This is a genomic window from Mycobacterium sp. NGS18 (assembly GCF_059813185.1).
The window spans coordinates 127,952-147,492 of the sequence record NZ_JCALEC010000009.1 but is presented as its reverse complement, the minus strand read 5'-3'; the positions used below and the strand labels follow the sequence as shown (position 1 = coordinate 147,492).

General features: G+C 68.9%; 14 protein-coding genes and 1 pseudogene. 8 read left to right on the top strand and 7 right to left on the bottom strand.

Annotated features, from left to right (window positions below; translation table 11 throughout):
• Window positions 1-382 precede the first annotated feature (382 nt).
• Window positions 383-667 carry a hypothetical protein gene (locus AC5Y31_RS17230; protein WP_499981763.1) on the top strand — a complete coding sequence of 95 codons (285 nt, stop codon included), beginning with the start codon at window positions 383-385 and terminating at the stop codon, window positions 665-667.
• A 24-nt stretch (window positions 668-691) separates the two neighbouring features.
• On the opposite strand, the gene AC5Y31_RS17225 is transcribed toward AC5Y31_RS17230, so the two are convergent.
• Window positions 692-1,249: a hypothetical protein gene (locus AC5Y31_RS17225; protein WP_499981762.1), complete on the bottom strand. Its 558-nt coding sequence runs from the start codon at window positions 1,247-1,249 to the stop codon at window positions 692-694.
• 77 nt (window positions 1,250-1,326) lie between these two features.
• Between AC5Y31_RS17225 and dprE1 the strand changes: the two genes are divergently transcribed.
• From dprE1 to AC5Y31_RS17210, 3 genes are read left to right on the top strand one after another with little or no spacing between them, the layout of a single operon-like run.
• Window positions 1,327-2,703, top strand: coding sequence for a decaprenylphosphoryl-beta-D-ribose oxidase (dprE1, locus tag AC5Y31_RS17220; RefSeq protein WP_499981760.1), 1,377 nt, complete (start codon window positions 1,327-1,329; stop codon window positions 2,701-2,703).
• Window positions 2,704-3,468: a decaprenylphospho-beta-D-erythro-pentofuranosid-2-ulose 2-reductase gene (gene dprE2 / locus AC5Y31_RS17215; protein ID WP_499981759.1), complete on the top strand. Its 765-nt coding sequence runs from the start codon at window positions 2,704-2,706 to the stop codon at window positions 3,466-3,468.
• Window positions 3,469-3,473: 5 nt separating this feature from the next.
• On the top strand, window positions 3,474-5,387 hold the full coding sequence (locus tag AC5Y31_RS17210) for a galactan 5-O-arabinofuranosyltransferase (protein ID WP_499981758.1): 1,914 nt from the start codon (window positions 3,474-3,476) through the stop codon (window positions 5,385-5,387).
• Here AC5Y31_RS17210 and AC5Y31_RS17205 read toward each other — a convergent pair.
• Complete coding sequence (locus tag AC5Y31_RS17205) at window positions 5,341-6,036, bottom strand: alpha/beta hydrolase family protein (RefSeq protein ID WP_499981756.1); 696 nt, start codon at window positions 6,034-6,036, stop codon at window positions 5,341-5,343. The genes AC5Y31_RS17210 and AC5Y31_RS17205 overlap by 47 nt on opposite strands.
• A gap of 50 nt (window positions 6,037-6,086) precedes the next feature.
• Between AC5Y31_RS17205 and AC5Y31_RS17200 the strand changes: the two genes are divergently transcribed.
• On the top strand, window positions 6,087-9,308 hold the full coding sequence (locus AC5Y31_RS17200) for an arabinosyltransferase domain-containing protein (protein ID WP_499981794.1): 3,222 nt from the start codon (window positions 6,087-6,089) through the stop codon (window positions 9,306-9,308).
• Window positions 9,309-9,419: 111 nt separating this feature from the next.
• Here the strand turns inward: AC5Y31_RS17200 and AC5Y31_RS17195 are convergent.
• A pseudogene (locus tag AC5Y31_RS17195) lies at window positions 9,420-9,704 on the bottom strand (hypothetical protein); the annotation flags it as partial.
• Between the two features lie 163 nt (window positions 9,705-9,867).
• Between AC5Y31_RS17195 and AC5Y31_RS17190 the strand changes: the two are divergent.
• Together AC5Y31_RS17190 and AC5Y31_RS17185 are read left to right on the top strand one after the other, a co-directional pair.
• The gene (locus tag AC5Y31_RS17190) at window positions 9,868-13,143 is read left to right on the top strand and encodes an arabinosyltransferase domain-containing protein (RefSeq protein ID WP_499981754.1); all 3,276 of its coding nucleotides are present in this window, start codon (window positions 9,868-9,870) and stop codon (window positions 13,141-13,143) included.
• Window positions 13,140-16,298, top strand: coding sequence for an arabinosyltransferase domain-containing protein (locus AC5Y31_RS17185; protein WP_301632728.1), 3,159 nt, complete (start codon window positions 13,140-13,142; stop codon window positions 16,296-16,298). The genes AC5Y31_RS17190 and AC5Y31_RS17185 overlap by 4 nt, the downstream gene beginning before the upstream one ends.
• A gap of 18 nt (window positions 16,299-16,316) precedes the next feature.
• Here the strand turns inward: AC5Y31_RS17185 and AC5Y31_RS17180 are convergent, their stop codons facing one another.
• From AC5Y31_RS17180 to AC5Y31_RS17165, 4 genes are read right to left on the bottom strand one after another with little or no spacing between them, the layout of a single operon-like run.
• Window positions 16,317-16,616 (bottom strand): cytochrome C oxidase subunit IV family protein, encoded by a 300-nt coding sequence (locus tag AC5Y31_RS17180; protein ID WP_301632726.1) that lies wholly within the window; start codon window positions 16,614-16,616, stop codon window positions 16,317-16,319.
• Window positions 16,617-16,618: 2 nt separating this feature from the next.
• Entirely contained in the window at window positions 16,619-17,194 is a 576-nt protein-coding gene (locus tag AC5Y31_RS17175; protein ID WP_499981752.1) for a cytochrome c oxidase subunit 3 family protein, read from the bottom strand.
• 18 nt (window positions 17,195-17,212) lie between these two features.
• Window positions 17,213-17,962, bottom strand: coding sequence for a hypothetical protein (locus tag AC5Y31_RS17170; RefSeq protein WP_499981750.1), 750 nt, complete (start codon window positions 17,960-17,962; stop codon window positions 17,213-17,215).
• On the bottom strand, window positions 17,959-18,705 hold the full coding sequence (locus AC5Y31_RS17165; RefSeq protein WP_499981749.1) for a hypothetical protein: 747 nt from the start codon (window positions 18,703-18,705) through the stop codon (window positions 17,959-17,961). Before AC5Y31_RS17165 ends, AC5Y31_RS17170 begins: the two co-directional genes overlap by 4 nt.
• A 219-nt stretch (window positions 18,706-18,924) precedes the next feature.
• Here AC5Y31_RS17165 and AC5Y31_RS17160 point away from each other — a divergent pair, with 219 nt between their 5' ends.
• Complete coding sequence (locus tag AC5Y31_RS17160) at window positions 18,925-19,533, top strand: TetR family transcriptional regulator (protein WP_499981748.1); 609 nt, start codon at window positions 18,925-18,927, stop codon at window positions 19,531-19,533.
• Window positions 19,534-19,541: the final 8 nt, after the last annotated feature.

Here is a 19,541-nt window from a genome sequence, read left to right as displayed (position 1 = left end):
CGCGGCTCGTAGGGGCAGCCATGAAACTCGGCTCGGCATTCACTTAGTCGCAGCAATGGCTCTTGTCGGCGATCAGCAGCCCTGTTCGCTGCGACAGCGCCCCCATCCAGCGAAGCCGCACGTCGCAGACGTGCGCGGCGGTCTCGCGCGGGCCGCTCGCGCCGTGGACGACAGCTGCGGCCTGCCTACCAGATTGTCGCGCCTGCGCACCTCCCCCGCTTCTTACTGCATCGAAGGAAACTCAGTGTTGTCATAGGTGCCCGGGGTGAGGAGACAACCCAACCCGGCCGCATACTGGTGGACGTCGACGGACTTAGGTGCACGACAGATCCACCGCCCAGACCGCCTCCGCGGACGCCAACCCGGCGTTCGTCCTGGCCCGGTGGTCACCACCCCGCTGGCACAAGCCGAAGTATTTGACGACGCCGTCGACCAGATGCTGTCGCCGTTCCTGGATGGCACCGCCGCGCGGCTGGACTGGGACACGATGTCATCGCCGGCCGCCTGGAAGGCCTACTTCGACCCGGCGCACTTGGACGGCATGCGACCGGCCTGCCGGGTGCCCGACACCAACCATCAGATGAGCGTCACCGTGACGCCGGCACTGTCTCAGTACGGCCCCGCAAAACGACTCAGCGCCGGCTGCGTCATGCGCAACCGGCGCTGAGCCGGATTCAGGATCTAGGAAGTGCTACGGCTGGCAGAGGTTGTCCAGCACGTCGATCTGCCCACGCAGCTGGTCGCGCAGCGGCTGCTGCACCGCGTCGTCCGGCGAGTGCCCGGCCAGGTAGTTGATGCTCAGCGCCTCCAGCGTGTCGGCCATGTCGCCGACGGCCTTGCTCAGGTCTTCCGGCGCGGCCGGGTTGGCCTCCAGGCGCTGGTGCAGGAACGCACCGCCGGCGAACAGCGACAGCCGGGCGTTGGTGCCCACCGCCAGGTCACCGGCGAGGTCGCCGGGCACCGGGTTCTGCAGGTTGGTGTTGAACTGCGTGCCCTGGCGCACCACCGCCTGCGCGTCGCAGATCTTGCCCTTGGCTTCGTCGCGCTGGTCGCCGGAGAACTTGTGGCTCGTGGACGGGTAGAACCACCCGACAACGGCGAGCACGATGGCCAGCACCGCCAGGGCCAGAGCGGCGATCGTCGGCACCGACATGCCCTGCGACGAGGTGGAAGATTTCGGAAAACCCGCGCTCTTGGGCTTGGTGGACTTGGCCGCGGACGGGGAATCAGTGGGGGGAGTCTCAGGCATTGCGCGATCGTAACGGTAGTCACCCGATTAGTCACGCGAAACTGGGAAGCGGCGCGTTGGCGGTACCCTCATGTGCGATGTTGAGCACTGAGCTGCAGACCACCGCGCGGAAACTGACCGGTTGGGGCCGCACCGCGCCGAGTGTGGCGCAGGTGCTGTCGACCCCGGATGTCGAGGTCATCGCCAAGGCTGTGGCGCGCGCGTCCGACTCCCGAGGCGTGATCGCCCGCGGTCTGGGCCGCTCTTATGGCGACAACGCCCAGAACGGCGGCGGCCTGGTCGTCGATATGACCGCGCTGAACCGGATCCATTCGATGGACGCCGCCACCGCACTGGTCGACGTCGACGCCGGGGTCAACCTGGACCAGTTGATGCGGGCCGCGTTGCCGCTGGGGCTGTGGGTGCCGGTACTGCCCGGGACCCGGCAGGTCACCGTCGGCGGGGCGATCGCCTGCGACATCCACGGCAAGAACCACCACAGCGCCGGCAGCTTCGGCAACCACGTGGCGTCGATGGAGCTGCTGACCGCCGATGGGTCGGTGCGCCACCTGACCCCGGACGGCCCCGAATCAGAGTTGTTCTGGGCCACCGTCGGCGGCAACGGCCTGACCGGCATCGTGTTGCGCGCGACGATCGCGATGACCCCTACCGAGTCGGCGTACTTTATTGCCGACGGCGACGTCACCGCCTCGCTCGACGAGACCATCGCCTTCCACAGCGACGGCAGCGAAGCCGACTACACCTACTCCTCGGCGTGGTTCGACGCGATCAGCGCGCCGCCCAAGCTGGGCCGGGCCGCCATCTCGCGGGGCTCGCTGGCCAGGTTGGACCAGCTGCCCGACAAGCTGGCCCGCGACCCGCTGAAATTCGATGCGCCGCAGTTTTTCACCGCCCCGGACGTCTTCCCCAACGGGTTGGGCAACAAGTTGATCTTCGGTGCGATGACCGAGCTGTGGTACCGCAAGTCCGGCAGCTACCGCGGCAAGGCGCAGAACCTGACGCAGTTCTACCACCCGCTGGACATGGTCGGTGAGTGGAACCGGGCCTACGGCTCGGCCGGCTTCGGGCAATACCAGTTCGTGGTGCCCACCGAGGCGGTCGAGGAGTTCAAGGCCATCATGAGAGACATCCAGGCCAGCGGGCACTACTCGTTCCTCAACGTGTTCAAGCTGTTCGGCCCGGGCAACCAAGCGCCGCTGAGCTTCCCGATCCCCGGCTGGAACGTCTGCGTGGACTTTCAGATCAAGGCCGGCCTCAACGAATTCCTCAACGGCCTCGACCGCCGGGTGCTGGAGTTCGGCGGCCGGCTCTACACCGCCAAGGATTCCCGCACATGCGCGGAGATGTTCCACGCCATGTACCCGCGCATCGACGAATGGATTGCGGTGCGGCGCAAGGTCGATCCCGACGGGATCTTCGTCTCGGACATGGCCCGACGTTTGGAGCTTGTGTAGATGGTGTTCGACGCGACCGGTAATCCCCAGTCGATCCTGGTGCTGGGCGGCACGTCCGAGATCGGGCTGGCGATCTGCGCGCGCTACCTGCGCAACGCCTCGGCGAGCGTGGTGCTGGCCTGCCTGCCCGGCGACCCCGGCCGCGACGCCGCGGCGGCGGCGATGGAGGCCGCCGGCGCCAAGTCGGTGCGGGTGATCGACTTCGACGCCCTCGACACCGCGAGTCACCCGGCGATGATCGACTCCGCGTTCAGCGACGGCGATATAGATGTGGCGATCGTCGCCTTCGGCATGGACGCCGACGCCGAGGAGCTCTGGCACAACCAGGCCAAGGCCGTGCAGGTCGCCGGGATCAACTACACCGCAGCGGTGTCGGTCGGGGTGCTGCTGGCCAACAAGATGAGCGCCCAGGGGTTCGGCCAGATCATCGCGATGAGCTCGGTGGCCGGCGAGCGGGTGCGCCGGACCAACTTCGTCTACGGCTCGACCAAGGCCGGGCTCGACGGCTTCTACCTCGGCTTGGGCGAGGCGCTGCGCGAAGACGGGGTGCGGGTGCTGGTGATCCGGCCCGGCCAGGTGCGCACCCGGTTCTCCGCGCACGTCAAGGAAGCGCCGCTGACCGTCGACAAGGAGGACGTCGCCGAGCTGGCGGTGACCGCTGCCGCCAAGGGCAAGGAGATCGTCTGGGCGCCCGGGGCTTTCCGCTACGTGATGATGGTGCTGCGGCACGTCCCGCGGGCGATCTTCCGCAAGCTGCCCATCTAGTTCTTATGCCGAGCAGACGCGAAAGCCCCCAATCGGGGCGCGAAATGGGAGCTTTCATGTCTGCTCGCGCCGGGAAAACCGCGCTCACGACCGCCGGGCAGATGATTCTGGCGGGCCTCGTCGCCGTCGTCGTCGCGGTCATAGCCCTGGTGGCCATCGCCCGGGTGCAGTGGCCGGCCTACCCCTCGTCGAACCAACTGCATGCGCTGACCACCGTCGGGCAGGTCGGCTGCCTGGCCGCCCTGGGCGCCGCCGCGTGGCTGTGGCGGCGCGGCCGCCAAGCGCTGGGCTGGCTGGCCGCGGTGGTGTTCACCAGCGCGTTCTCGGTGGTGACGCTGGCGATGCCGTTGGGCGCCACCAAGCTCTACCTGTTCGGCATCTCGGTGGACCAGCAGTTCCGCACCGAATACCTGACCCGGATGGCCGACAGCCCCGCGCTACAAGACATGACCTATCTGGGCCTGCCGTCGTTCTACCCGCCGGGCTGGTTCTGGCTGGGCGGGCGAGCCGCGGCGCTGACCGGCATCCCGGCCTGGGAGATGTACAAGCCGTGGGCGATCACCTCGATGGCCATCGCGGTGGCCATCGCGCTGGTGCTGTGGAACAAGATGATCCGCTTCGAGTACGCGCTGCTGGTCACCCTCGCCGGTGCCGCAGTGACGCTGGCCTACAGCTCCCCGGAGCCCTACGCGGCGATGATCACCGTCCTGCTGCCGCCGGTGCTGGTCCTGGCCTGGTCGGGCCTGGGGGCCGGTGAACGCGGCGGCGGCTGGGGCGCAGTCGCCGGAGCCGGGATCTTCCTGGGCTTCGCGGCCACCTTCTACACCCTGCTGGTGGCCTACAGCGCGTTCACCGTGGTGCTGATGGCCCTGCTGCTGACGGCCGCCCGGCGCAGCGTGAATCCCCTGGCCCGGCTGGTGGTGACCGGCGTGATCGCCGCGGCCATCGCCGCGATCACCTGGACGCCGTACCTGCTGCGCGCCGCGAGCAACCCGACCAGCGACGCCGGCAGCGCCCGGCACTATCTGCCCGGCGACGGCGCCGAACTGAGCTTCCCGATGCTGCAGTTCACCCTGCTCGGCGCGCTGTGCCTGCTGGGTACGGGGTGGCTGGTGGTGCGGGCCCGAACCTCCACCCGCGCCGCGGCGCTGGCGATCGGCGTCGTCGGCGTCTACGCCTGGTCCATGCTGTCTATGTTGTCGACGCTGGCCCGCACCACACTGCTGAGCTTCCGGCTGCAGCCGACGCTGACGGTGCTGCTGGCCACCGCCGGGGTGTTCGGCTTCGTCGAGGCGGCCCGCGCATTGGGCGGGGCCGCGACCGGCTGGCACCGGGTGGTGTATCCGGCGGCGACGGCAGTCGGGCTGGCCGGGGCGATCGCGTTCAGCCAGGACATCCCCGAGGTGCTGCGGCCCGACATCACCGTCGCCTACACCGACACCGACGGCCACGGCCAACGCGGCGACCGGCGCCCGCCCGGCGCGGCCAAGTACTACGACGCCGTCGATGCGGCCATCACCAAGACCACCGGCAAGCCCCGCGATGAGACCGTGGTGCTCACCGCCGACTACAGCTTCCTGTCCTTCTACCCCTACTGGGGTTTCCAGGGCCTGACCTCGCACTACGCCAACCCGCTGGCACAGTTCTCCGCGCGCGCCGCCGCCATCGAGGCCTGGTCCAAACTGGAGACCGCCGAGCAGTTCACCCGCGCGCTCGACGACCTCCCGTGGCCGGCGCCGACCGTGTTTCTGATGCGCCCCGGTTCCGGGGACACCTACACGCTGCGGCTGGCCAAAGACGTCTACCCCAACCACCCCAACGTGCGCCGCTACACCGTCGACCTGGACGCCGCACTGTTCGACGGGCCGGCGTTCAGCGTGGAGAAGATCGGCCCGTTCGTGCTGGCGGTGCGGCGCTGATCCGCTCGGCTACCTCGGCGGCGAGCGCCAGCGTGTGGCGGTCGGTGGCGGCCGCATAGCTATCGGTCGCGGCGTCGTAGACGGCCCCGGCGATCGACCCGTGATCAGCAGGCAGCTCGGCCAGCTCCACCGGCCATTGGTGGTGGGCCAGGGCGGCGGCGAACTCGCGGCTGGCCGTCACCGGAACGACGTCGTCGAAGGTGCCGTGCAGCAACGTGATCGGGCAGCGCCGCACGCCCGGCAACCCGGTGGTCGGCTGCTGGCCGCTGATCGGGTCGGCAACCATGAACGCCCCGGCCAGACACACCACATGGGAGAAGCCGACGTCGTGCCGGCTGGCCTGGATCGCCAGTCCGGCCGCCGCCGCGCCACCCATCGACCAGCCCACCAGGACCAGGCCGTCGGGATCGGCAGCCCGGTCGCGGGCGAACCGCACCGACCCCAGCAGATCGGCGCGCCCGCCGTCGTCGTGGTGGGAATTCCAGTCGGCCACCACCACCTGCAGCCCGTGCGCGGCCACCCGCTCGGCCAGCGGCCGGACCGCCGTGCGGGCGTCGGGCTGCTTGCCGTGCCACAGCAGGGCGGTCCGCGGCGAACCCGCACCGAACACATCGGCCAGCCGGCCGGGGGCGTACTCGAGCGTCTCCACAGGGCAAGTCTGCCCGGCAGACACGCCAAGCGCCGCCGCCGAGCGCCCCGATAGCATCTAGGTCCGTGACCGATACGCGCGCCGACTTCCGGATCGCTCGGGCCGTCGCCGTCGTCGCCGGCGTACTGGGCACCTTGCTGGCGATCCTCACCCCGCTGTTGCCGGTCAAGCAGACCACCGCCGAGCTGAACTGGCCGCAAAACGGCGCGCTGACCAGCGTGCAAGCCCCGCTGATCGGCTACGTGGCCACCGACTTGGACATCGTCGTGCCGTGCCAGGCCGCGGCCGGGCTCACCAAGACCAAGACGGTGCTGCTGTCCACCGTGCCCAAGCAGGCGCCCAAGGCCGTCGACCGCGGGCTGCTCATCGAACGCGTCAACGACGACCTGGTCCTGGTGGTGCGCAACGTGCCGGTGGTGGTGGCGCCGCTGTCGCAGGTGCTAGGCCCGGACTGCCGGGAGCTGACGTTCACCGCGCACGCCGACCGCGTCACCGCCGAATTCGTCGGCCTCAAATACGGGCCGAACGCCGAGCACCCCGGCTCGCCGCTGACCGGCACCCGCAGCGGCTATGACTTCCGGCCGCAGATCGTCGGCGTCTACACCGACCTCGACGGGCCGGCCCCGGACGGACTGGCCTTCTCCGCCACCGTCGACACCCGCTTCTCCAGCGCCCCCACGCCGCTCAAGCTGGCCGCGATGATCCTCGGGGTGGCGCTGACGGTCATCGCGCTGATCGCCCTGCACATCCTGGACACCGCCGACGGCCACCGGCATCGCCGGTTCCTGCCCGCGCGTTGGTGGTCGATGTCGCCGCTGGACGCATTGGTGGCGCTGGTGCTGGTGTGGTGGCATTTCGTGGGCGCCAACACCAGCGACGACGGCTACATCCTGACCATGGCGCGGGTGTCGGAGAACGCCGGCTATATGGCCAACTTCTACCGCTGGTTCGGCACTCCGGAGGCGCCGTTCGGCTGGTACTACGACCTGCTGGCGCTGTGGTCGCACGTCTCCACGACCAGCATCTGGATGCGACTGCCTACCCTGGGCATGGCGCTGGCCTGCTGGTGGCTGATCAGCCGCGAAGTGCTGCCCCGGCTGGGGCATGCCGTCAAGCACAGCACCGCGGCGGCCTGGACCGCGGCCGGGATGTTCCTGGCGTTCTGGCTGCCGCTGAACAACGGGCTGCGCCCCGAGCCCATCATCGCGCTGGGCATCCTGGCGACCTGGTGCTCGGTGGAACGGGCGGTGGCCACCAGCCGGCTGTTGCCGCTGGCGATCGCCTGCATCATCGGCGCGATGACGTTGTTCTCCGGGCCGACGGGCATCGCCTCCATCGGGGCGCTGCTGGTTGCGATCGGGCCGCTGCGCACCATCTTGCACCGGCGCTCCGCGCAGTTCGGGCTGCTGCCGCTGCTGGCGCCGATCGCTGCCGCGGTCAGCATCACCGCGATCGTGATCTTCCGGGACCAGACCCTGGCCGGCGAGATCGAGGCCAGCACGCTCAAGTCCGCGGTCGGGCCCAGCCTGGCCTGGTTCGAAGAGCATGTCCGCTACGAGCGGCTGTTCCTGGCCACCCCGGACGGTTCGGTGGCGCGGCGGTTCCCGGTGCTGGCGCTCGGTGTCGCGCTGGTGGTGAGCGTGGCAATGGCGTTGCGCAAGGGCCGGATTCCCGGCACCGCGGCCGGGCCGAGCCGGCGCATCATCGGAATCACCATCATCTCGTTCATCGCGATGATGTTCACCCCCACCAAGTGGACACATCACTTCGGCGTGTTCGCAGGGCTGGCCGGATCCCTGGGCGCGCTGGCCGCCGTCGCGGTCGGCGCCGCGGCGATGCACTCCCGGCGCAACCGGACGCTGTTCACCGCGCTGGTGCTGTTCATCACCGCGCTGTCGTTCGCCAGCGTCAACGGCTGGTGGTACGTCTCCAACTTCGGGGTGCCGTGGTCGAACGCCTTCCCCAAGTGGCACCTGGCGTTCGCCACCATGGGCGTGGGGCTGACGGTGCTGGCGCTGCTGGTGGCGGCGTGGTTCCACTTCGTCAACGGCGAAGACCGCCCGCCGCGCTGGGCGGCGCTCTCCGGCTACCCGCTGGCGATCGCCTCCTGGGCGCTGATCGTCTTCCAGGTGGTGTCGCTGACGGTGTCGATGCTCGGCCAGTACCCGGCGTGGACGGTGGGCCGGTCCAACCTGGCCGCTCTGGCTGGCAAGACCTGCGGGTTGGCCGACGACGTGCTGGTCGAGCAGGACCCCAACGCCGGGATGCTCACGCCGGTCGGGGTGCCGGTCGCCGAGGCGCTGGGTGCGACGTTCTCGACGGGCTTCACCCCCAACGGGATTCCCACGGACGTCTCCGCCGACCAGGTGATCGGGCCGCCCGGATTGGGCAGGCTGGCCGACGACGATGCCCAGACCGGCGGTGAGTCCGGCAGCGAGTCCGGTGGCGAGGCCGGCACCGAAGGCGGCACCACGGCCCGCGAGGGCATCAACGGCTCGCGGGCCCGGCTGCCCTACAAGCTCGACCCGGCCCGGGTGCCGGTGCTGGGCAGTTGGCGCCCCGGTGTTCAGGTGCCCGCACAACTGCGCTCGGCGTGGTACCGGCTGCCCGCCGATCGGGCCAGCGCCGGGCCGCTTTTGGTGGTGGCGGCCGCGGGCCGCTTCGACCGCGGCGAGGTCACCGCTCAGTGGGCCACCGACGCCGGCGCCGCGGCCGACAAGCCGGGTGGCAGCATCGACTTCGGTGACATCGGGGCGGTGCCGGCATGGCGCAACCTGCGCGCGCCGATGTCGGCGATCCCGGCCCAGGCGACCCAGGTCCGGTTGGTGGTGCGCGACAACGATCTGGCGCCGCAGCACTGGATCGCGGTGACGCCACCGCGCGTCCCGCAGCTGAGCAGCCTGCAGGAGGTGGTCGGGTCGTCGGATCCGGTGCTGCTGGACTGGCTGGTCGGGTTGGCGTTCCCGTGCCAGCGCCCGTTCGGCCACCAGAACGGGGTGACCGAGGTGCCCAAGTGGCGAATCCTGCCGGACCGGTTCGGCGCCGAGGCGAACTCGCCGGTGATGGACAACAACGGCGGCGGCCCGCTGGGCATCACTGAACTGCTGGTGCGCGCGACCACGGTGCCCAGCTATCTGGCCGACGACTGGTTCCGCGACTGGGGTGCCCTGCAGCAGTTGACGCCGTATTACCCCGCGGCGACGCCGGCTGACCTGGACCTGGGCACCGCGGTCCGGTCCGGGCTGTGGAGCCCCGCGCCGCTGCGGCACTGATTTCCCGGCGCCGGTTTTCCCACCGCCGCGGCTCCGGACCATATGGATAGTTGCCCGCCTCTGAGCGACAACGTGCCTTATGTCAGGTCGACTTGGGGGATCCTCGCCCGCCGCTCGGGCACGTAGCGCCATCACCCGCTTATGGATCCGGTACTCGGTGCTGCGTGGCATTGATGCTGGCCGGTAGCAGCCTCGGCCGGCCCGGAAAACCCGGCCGTGTTCCCGCTCCCAGCGCAGCGCATCGGAGATTGCCTTCGACGGCCGGCCGCCGACAGTGAAGCCGCGGGAGTCCAGTTCGGCCGCCAGTTCGGTGATGCTGCACCGGCCGTGGTGGAGCAGGTAGTGGGTCAATACGTAGCGCAGTTCGATACCGCGCAGTGTTATCGCGTTCGTCATGGCCGGACCCTGTCATTCCGGTCTGACATAACGCACGTTGTCGCTCAAAGTCGGGCAACAACCACATATCTACCGGCCGCGACAGGCAGCGGCAGGGGTTCCCACCGGGACGGGCCGGACGGGGTCCCGGCGTCGCCTATCCCGTCGCATAGCATCGAGGCTCGTGTCCTCCCCCCACGACCGGCCCAATTATCGGCTCGCCCGGCTGATCGCGGTGGTCGCCGGAATCACCGGCGTATTGCTGTGCGGCATCACACCGCTGCTCCCGGTCAAGCAGACCACCGCCACCATCGCCTGGCCGCAGGGCACAAACGCCGACGGCCATATCACCGACGTCACCGCCCCCCTGGTCTCCGGCGCCCCCAAGGGCCTGGACATCACCATCCCCTGCGAGGCGATGTCCGCCCTGCCGGAAAAGGGCGGCCTGGTGCTCTCGACCGTGCCGGCCGGCGGCGTCGACGCCACCGCGCACGGCCTGTTCGTGCGGGCCAACAAGACCGCCGTGTTCGCCGCCTACCGCGACCAAGTGGCCGCGGCCGCCCCCCGGGACAAGCTCGGCGACTGCAGCCAACTGCGCCTGTGGGCCAACGCCGGTGAGGTCGGCGCGGAGTTCGTCGGCATCCCGGGCGCGGCCGGCAGCCTGCCTCCGGAGAACAAGCCGCAGATCGGCGGCATCTTCACCGAACTGAAGATCGGCCCGCAGCCCGGCTTGAGCGCGCACATCACCGTCGACACCCGGTTCATCACCAACCCCACCACGCTCAAGGCCGCGGTGATGGCGCTCGGGATCATCGCGGTGCTGGCATCGATTGCGGCCCTGGCGCTACTGGATCGCCGCCAGACCCACCGCACCCCGCGTAGCTGGCGGCACTGGCTCAAGGCCAACCCGATCACCTGGCTGGCCGACGTCGGCGTGCTGGGCATCCTGGCGCTGTGGCACGTCATCGGCGCGATTTCCAGCGATGACGGCTACAACCTGACGATGGCGCGCAATGTCGCGCACGCGGGATACGTCGCCAACTACTACCGGTTCTTCGGCGCCAGCGAGGCCCCGTTCGACTGGTATCCCGCCCTGCTGGGCCAGTTGAGCACGGTCAGCACCGCCGGAGTGTGGATGCGCTTGCCGGCCACCGCCGCCGGCATGGCGTGCTGGCTGATCATCAGCCGGATGATCCTGCCCCGGCTGGGCCGGCTGTCGGGCAACCGGATCGCGGTGTTCACCGCCGCGATGATGTTCGCCGCGGCCTGGCTGCCGTTCAACAACGGCCTGCGCCCGGAGCCGCTGATCGCGCTGGGCACCCTGGTGGTCTGGGTGCTGGTGGAGCGCACCATCGCCACCCGCCGGCTGGTGCCGACGGCGTGGGCGATCGTGGTGGCCGTCTTCACCGTCACGCTGGCCCCGCACGGGCTGATCGCGCTGGCCCCGCTGCTGACGGGCTCCCGCAAGATCGAAGCCGTCATCCGAACCCGGCGCCTTACCGACGGCCTCCTCGCCCCGCTGGCGGTGCTGGCCGCGGCCGGCTCGACCATCGCCGTGGTGGCCTGCCGGTCGCAGACCCTGGCCGCGGTCGCCGAATCTGCCCGGATCAAGTACGTCGTCGGCCCCACCATCGCCTGGTACCAGGAATTCCTGCGCTACTACTTCCTGACCGTCGAGGAGAACGTCGACGCCTCGCTGACCCGCCGGTTCGCCGTGCTGGTGCTGCTGTTCTGCATGTTCGCCATGCTGGTGGTGCTGCTGCGGCGCGGTCGGATCACCGGGGTGGCCAGCGGCCCGGCCTGGCGGCTGATCGGCTCGACCGCGGTGGGCCTGTTACTGCTGACGTTCACCCCGACCAAGTGGGCGGTGCAGTTCGGCGGGTTCGCCGGGCTGGCCGGGGCACTGGCCGCGCTCACCGCGTTCACCTTCGCCCGGGTCGGCCTGCACAGCCGACGCAACATGACCCTGTACGTCACCGCGCTGCTGTTCCTGGTGGCCGTGTCGACCTCGGGGGTCAACGGCTGGTTCTACGTCGGCGGCTACGGCGTGCCGTGGTTCGATATCCCGCCGGTGATCGCGAGCCGTCCGGTGACGTCGATGTTCCTGGCGGCCTCGATCGCCACCGGGCTGCTGGCCGGCTGGCAGCACTTCCGGCTGGACTACGCCGGCCACACCGAGGTCACCCCGAACCGGCGCAACCGGATCCTGGCCTCAACACCGCTGCTGGTGGTCGCGAGCCTGATGGTGCTGCTGATGGTCGGGTCGATGGCCAAGGCCGCCGCGGGCCGCTACCCGGCCTACACCACCGCCCGGGCCAACGCCGACGCTCTCATGTCCGGCCTGTCCTCCTGCGGCATGGCCGACGACGTGCTGGCCGAACCCGACACCAACGCCGGCCTGCTGCAACCGATCCCGGGCCAGAAATACGGCGAGCTCGGGCCGCTCGGCGGTGCCGACCCGTACGGCTTCGACCCCAACGCCATCGACGACGACCTCACCTCGCTGGCGGTGATCGCCAAGCCGGGCGTGCCCAACGCCGACGCCTCACCCAATAAACCCAGCGCCAACCAGAGCGACGCCGCGGGCACCGCCGGCGGCAAGCTGCCCGACGGCGCCCCCGACGGGGTGAACGGTTCCCGGGTGGCACTGCCGTTCGGCCTGGACCCGGCCGTCACCCCGGTGCTCGGCTCCTACAAGGAGCAGGTCGCCGCGCACGCCACCTCGGTCTGGTACCGGCTGCCCGAGCCGGCGAAGGACCGCGCGCCCATTGTCGTCGTCAGCGCCGCGGGCGCCATCTGGTCGCACGGCGAGGACGGCAAGCTCGACTACGGCCAGCCGCTCAAGCTGGAGTTCGGCACCACCGCCGGCGAAGGCTCAGACGGCACCGTGAAGGGCCTGGGTGAGGTGGAGCCGATCGACATCGGCCCGCAGAACTCTTGGCGCAACCTGCGTTTTCCGCTGGCCTGGGCGCCGCCGGGCACCGACACCGTGCGGATCGTCGCCAATGACCCGAACCTGTCCACCGAACAGTGGATCGCGTTCACCCCGCCGCGGGTGCCGGTGGTGCAGACCATCACCGAGCTGATGGGATCGCAGACCCCGGTGCTGATGGACATCGCGGTGGCGGCGAACTTCCCCTGCCAGCGGCCGTTCGCCGAACACCTGGGCATCGCCGAGCTGCCGGCGTACCGGATCATGCCGGATCACAAGCAGACCGCGGCGTCGTCGAACCTGTGGCAGTCCGCCGAAGACGGCGGGCCGTTCATGATCACCCAGGCGATGCTGTGGACGACCACCGTGCCGACCTACCTGCGCGACGACTGGTATCGCGACTGGGGTGCGGTGGAGGCCTATCACCGGCTGGTCCCGGCCAAGATCGCGCCCGACGCCGCGATCGACCAGGGCACCCTGACCGTTACCGGCTGGAGCCGGCCCGGACCGATTCGAGCACTGCCATGAGTATCCGCACCACGCGCCTGGTAGCGATCATCGCCGGCCTGGTCGGCTTCCTGCTGTCGGTGGCCACCCCGCTGCTGCCGGTGGTGCAGACCACCGCGACGCTGAACTGGCCGCAGCACGGCGAACTGAACAGTGTTACCGCGCCGCTGATCTCGCAGACCCCGGTATCGATGTCGGTGACGGCGCCGTGCGCGCTGGTGCGCGAACTACCGGCCGAGGGCGGGACGCTGCTGTCCACCGCCCCGGCCAAGGGCAAGGACGCCGCACTCAACGGGCTGTTCATCACCGTCACCGAGAAGCGCGTCGACGTCACCGACCGCAACGTGGTGCTGGCCACCGCGCCGCGGGCCAAGGTGGAAGGCCCCGGCTGCACCGACATCGAGGTCACCTCCTCGCACGCCGGAACGTTTGCCACCATCGGCGGGGTCACCCAGCGCTACGGCTGGGCCGACCCGAACCTGCGCCCGCAGATCGTCGGGGTGTTCACCGACCTGGCCGGCCCGGCGCCGCAGGGCCTTTCGCTGACCGCCGACATCGACACCCGGTTCTCCACCAAGCCCACCGTGCTCAAGCGCATCGCGATCTACGCGGCGATTCTGGCCACCGTGATCGCGGTGCTGGCGTTGTGGCGCCTGGACCGGCTCGACGGCCGGCGGATGCACCGGCTGATTCCCTCCCGCTGGCGGTTCTTCAGCATGGCCGACGTCGCCGTGGTGCTCGGGTTCGTGGTCTGGTACGTGATCGGCGCGAACTCCTCTGACGACGGCTACATCCTCGGCATGGCCCGGGTGGCCGACCACGCCGGCTACATGAGCAACTACTTCCGCTGGTTCGGCAGCCCCGAAGACCCGTTCGGCTGGTACTACAACCTGCTGGCGCTGATGACGCATGTCTCCGACGCCAGCATCTGGATCCGGCTGCCGGACTTGGTCGCCGGGCTGGTGTGCTGGCTGCTGCTGTCCCGCGAGGTGCTGCCGCGGTTCGGCCCCGCGGTGGCGGCCAGCAAGCCCGCGCTGTGGGCGGCCGGGATGGTGCTGCTGGCCGCATGGATGCCGTTCAACAACGGCCTGCGGCCCGAGGGCATCATCGCGGTCGGGGCGCTGATCACCTGGGTGCTGGTGGAACGCGCGATCATCTCCAGCCGGCTCACCCCGGCTGCGCTGGCGATCATCTGCGCGGCGTTCACCCTGGGCATCCAGCCGACCGGACTGATCGCGGTGGCCGCACTGTTGGCCGGTGGCCGGCCGCTGCTGCGGATCCTGGTGCGTCGTCATCGCATTCACGGCACCTGGGCGCTGGTGGCGCCGTTGCTGGCCGCCGGCGCGGTGATCCTGACCGTGGTCTTCGCCGACCAGACGATTCGGGCGGTGTTGGAAGCCACCAGGATTCGCACCGCGATCGGGCCCAGCCAGGCCTGGTACACCGAGAACCTGCGCTACTACTACCTGATCCTGCCCACCGTCGACGGCTCGCTGTCGCGCCGGTTCGGGTTCCTGATCTGCGCGCTGTGCCTGTTCACCGCGATGTTCATCATGTTGCGCCGCAAGCGGATCGCCGGAGTGGCCAGCGGCCCGGTGTGGCGGCTGATGGGCGTCATCCTGGCGACGATGTTCTCGCTGATGTTTGCCCCCACCAAGTGGGTGCACCACTTCGGACTGTTCGCCGCGGTGGCCGGAGCGATGGCCGCGCTGACCACGGTGCTGGTGTCCCGGCACGTGGTGCGCTGGTCGCGTAACCGGATGGCGTTCGCGGCGGCGGTGCTGTTCGTGCTGGCACTGTGTTTCGCCACCACCAACGGCTGGTGGTACGTCTCGAGCTACGGCGTGCCGTTCAACGCCGACATGCCGCGGATCGGCGGGATCACCGTCAGCACAATCTTCTTCGCGTTGTTCGCGGTTGCCGCCGGGTGGGCGGCGTGGCTGCACTTCGCACCGCGGGACCGCGGCGAGGGCCGGCTCGCGCGGGCGCTGACCGCCGCCCCGGTTCCGGTGGCGGCCGGCTTCATGGTGTGCGTTTTCGTGGCCTCGATGGCGATCGGGATCGTGCGCGAATACCCCAGCTACTCCAACGGCCTGGCCAACGTGCGCGCCTTCGTCGGCGGCTGCGGGCAGGCCGACAACGTGCTGGTCGAACCGGATGCCAATGACGGCGCGCTGACACCGCTGCCGGGCATGTACGGCGAGCTCGGTCCCCTCGGCGGCTCCGACCCCGTCGGCTTCACCGCCAGCGGGGTGCCGGAGAAGGTGGTGGCCGAGGCGCTGCGGATGTCGATCACCCAGCCGGGCACCGACTACGACTGGGATGCACCCAAGAAGCTGAAGGCTGCCGGCATTAACGGTTCCACCGTGCCGCTGCCTTACGGGCTGGATCCGGCGCGGATTCCGTTGGCCGGCAGCTACAGCACCGAGGGCCAGCAGGAGTCGAAGCTGACCTCCGCCTGGTACGCCCTGCCCCCGGCCGACGACGCCCACCCGCTGCTGGCGGTGACGGCGGCGGGCACCATCGCGGGCAACAGCGTGCTCAAGGGCTACACCACCGGCCAGGACGTGCAGCTGGAATACGGGCTGCCCGGACCGGAGGGCACCGTCGTTCCCGGCGGACGGCTGGTGCCCTACGACCTGTTCGGCGAGTGGCCGCGGATGTGGCGGAATCTGCGCTACCCGCGGGAGCAGATTCCCGCTGACGCGGTCGCGGTTCGCATTGTGGCCGTGGACAAGTCGCTGAACCCGCGGGACTGGATCGCGTTCACCCCGCCGCGGCTGCCCGAGGTCAAGACCATCCAGGAGTACATCGGATCCGAGCAGCCGGTGCTGCTGGACTGGGCGGTGGGCCTGGCCTTCCCGTGTCAGCACCCGATGCTGCACGCCAACGGTGTCACCGAGGTGCCCAAGTACCGGATCACCCCGGACTACAACGCCAAGAAGCAGGACACCGACACCTGGCAGGACGGGGTCAACGGCGGATTGTTGGGGATCTCCGACATGCTGCTGCGGGCGCACGTGATGGCCACGTATCTCAACCACGACTGGGGCCGGGACTGGGGCTCGCTGCGCAAGTTCGACGAGGTGACCCCGGCCTCGCCGGCCGAGCTGGAGCTGGGCAGCGCGACCCGCAGCGGCTGGTGGTCACCCGGTGAGATCCGCATCAAGGCCTGACCCTCGCCCCTTGGCGGCTCAGAACAGGTAGATCACGAAGATCGCCCCGATCAACGCGGCCAGCCAGCCGTCGGTGGCACGTCTGAGCCAGCGCGGCGCGGTATGGACTTCCATGAAGTGGCCGATGATCATGCGTGACTTGACGAATGTCAGCGCCAGCACCAGCGCGGTGACCGGCACGCTGGCCTGCGCGACATGGGTGATGTGCGCCGGCGCCAGGGTCCACGATCCGATGGTGATCGCCACCAGGACGAGCCAGACCCGGGTCAACGACCGCTCGGTGCCCTCTGAATGTTGGCGGTAGCCCAAGACCGTCATGCTCACCTCATCACGTAGAGCAGGCCAAAGATGATGACCCACAACAGATCGACCATGTGCCAGTAGATCGCTGCCGACTCGACCACCATGAGCCGGCGCCGCCCTGGGTTGTTCAGCTCCCGGACGACCACGCCGAGCGCGATCAGTCCGATCACCACGTGCACCAGATGCACACCGGTGATCACGTAGTAGAACGAGAAGAACAAGTCGGAGTTGGTGTGCCCGGCGCTGATCTTGGCGGCCCATTCGTAGCTCTTGAGCACCATGAACAACACCCCGCCGCCTGCCCCGGCATAGACGAACCGCACGGCCGAGCGGTGGTTTCCGGCCCTGGCGGCCAGCACACTGCGGGCCACGAACCAGGAACTGGTCAGCAGCACCACCGTGTTGATCACACCGATGTTGACGTTGAGATGTTGTTGGGCCGCAAGGAAATCAGCCGGATTCATGGTCCGGTAGACGATGAAGATGATGAAGTAGCCGGTGAAGATGAGCAGATCGCCCAACACCATCACCCAGATGTGGCCGTCGCCCGGCACCCGGGTTTCCGTTGTGGTCGGAGCGTCACGTTGCAACATGGGATTCCTTCCGGTGCTTCAGTCCAGGCCCGGCGAGTCGACCGGCTCGCGAATGGTGGCCGCCCGCAGCACGAAGATCAGCGCACCCAGCCACACCGAGAACACCACGACCGCCCACCAGAGGCTGAGCACCCCGTTCCAGGCGAGCGGCCCGGAGTAGAACAGGAAGAACTGCGTGGCGATCACCTCGGTGATGACCTGCCAAACGGTCACGTAGCCAAACCATTTCGGGAAAACGTTGTTCTTGTCGTACAGGACGGCGATGGCCAGCACCACGTAGGCGGTGGTGAAGCAACCCAGCGACCCGTTGTAGGACAGGTTGCCCAGGTCGTAGAGCCAGCCGATGAGCTCCGGATCACGGTCGGGCCGAAATGTGGCGGTCAGGTAGCAGACGCCCACCAGAAGGAATCCCGGCAGGGCGCCGACGCTCATGGCGCCGATGTAGCCGTAGGCGAGCACCGACCCCACCGACATCCGTTTCATGTGGTACAGGACCAGGCCGTTGGTGAGCGGGGCACCGCCCAGCAGGATCAGCAGCAGCACGAACCCGATCTGGATGGTCAGGTGATGTTCGGCGAAGAACGCGACCTTCCCGGCGGTGGTGACGTCCGGCCGCGGCGGCGGCGTCACCCGCGTCAGCACGCAGATGATGACGCCGAAGACGGTGTACCAGACCGGGAAGAACCAGGTCAGAAAGCGCACGTCGGGTTTGCCGGCCGGGACGCCGTCTGTCGTGGTGACGTACCGGTCGGGGGTCAGCAGGTTCACCCGGCCACCACTCCCTCGGCCACCGCCTGGCGCAGCACCGCACGACGCAGCACGAAGAACATCACCACGACGAACGCCGCGAACGCCCCGTTGCGCAACCAGAACGACAGCAGCCCATCCCAGGCCAGCGGGCCGGTCTGCCAGACCGCCGCGCCTGCCGCCGGGGTGATTGCCACACCGGTGGCCAGCGAGTAGGGCCCGACCCAGCGCGGGAAGACCGGGTCGGGTCCGTCGTCGAAATGAACCGCGGCGGCCAGCAGCAGGAACTGTGCCAGCACCATCCCGATGGGTGCGATGAACACGATCCAGGCCAGGTCGTTGAGCAACAGGGTCAGTTCCGGGTTGCGGTCCGGGCGAAACGCCGCGACCAGGAAGAAGACGTTCGACAGCGCGAAGATGGTGGTACCGCTGACGATCGCTGTCAGGTAGCAGTAGGCGAAGATGTGACTCTGGGTCTTCATGCGTTTCATCTGGACCACGATCACCATGAAGAACGGCAGCAGCATGATCCCGCACAGGTTGAAGGTGATCTGACTGAACCGGATCCAGTCGGTGTGCTCGGCGTAGTAGCGAGCGACTTGTTCGGCGGTCAGGGTGGGCGACATCGGGGGCCAGAAACCGGGGAACGCCAGCAGCGCGATCACCAGCACAGCACCGACCGCCGGCCCGGTCCACAAACTGACCCACTGGGCTTTGACACTGCCCGCACTGGGCAGGTCTTGAACTTCCTGGAGAATCTGCACCGAATCCCTCCGAGATGACTCGAGTCAACAAGCAGGCGATCGCTGGTGATCGCCGTTCTGCCACGAACGCCGAACTGAGCGCCTTGCTGTGGCGGTGATTACGCCACCAGTACCGTAGCGGCCCCGATCACCGATGCCAAGCATTTTTTTGATTACAGTCAGTTTTGCGATGGTTTAGACTCGACCCGACCAGTGCGCCGAACCCGGAGAAAGCCCGCCGTGCCCAATCCCAAGCCCGACAGTCGCAGCCGCAAAGGTCTGCAGACCCGCGAACGGCTGCTGGGGGCGGCCCTCGCCGAGTTCAAACGCGCCGGCATGGCCGCCGCCGACATCGGTGCTGTCGTCGCGGCGGCGGGCGTGGCCCACGGCACGTTCTTCTTCCACTTCCCCACCAAAGAACACGTCCTGCTGGAGCTGGAGCGCCGCGAGGAAGAACGGATGGCCGCCGAGCTGGCGCGCTTTTTCGCCCACGAGCATGATGTGCGGGCCACTTTGGCGCAGATCGTGCAGGTGCTGGAGAAGCTAGAACGTCGCCTGGGCGGTCACTTGTTCAAAGAGCTTCTGGTGCTGCACTTCTCACCGACCCGGCCGCCGTCGGAGGTGTGGCCCACGCACCCGGTGATCGTGGCAGTCATCGAGGAACTGGAGCGGGCCCGCGACCGCGGCGAGATCCCCGCCGAGGTCGACGTCATGCACAACGGCATCTCGTTTCTGGTCGGGCTGTACGCCTTGCTCATCACGATCCCCGAGGCCAAGGAGGTCCGGGCCCCGGTGATCGAGGAATACCTGACCACCTACCTCTATGGCATGCGGGTGATCAGACCCTGATCCGGGGC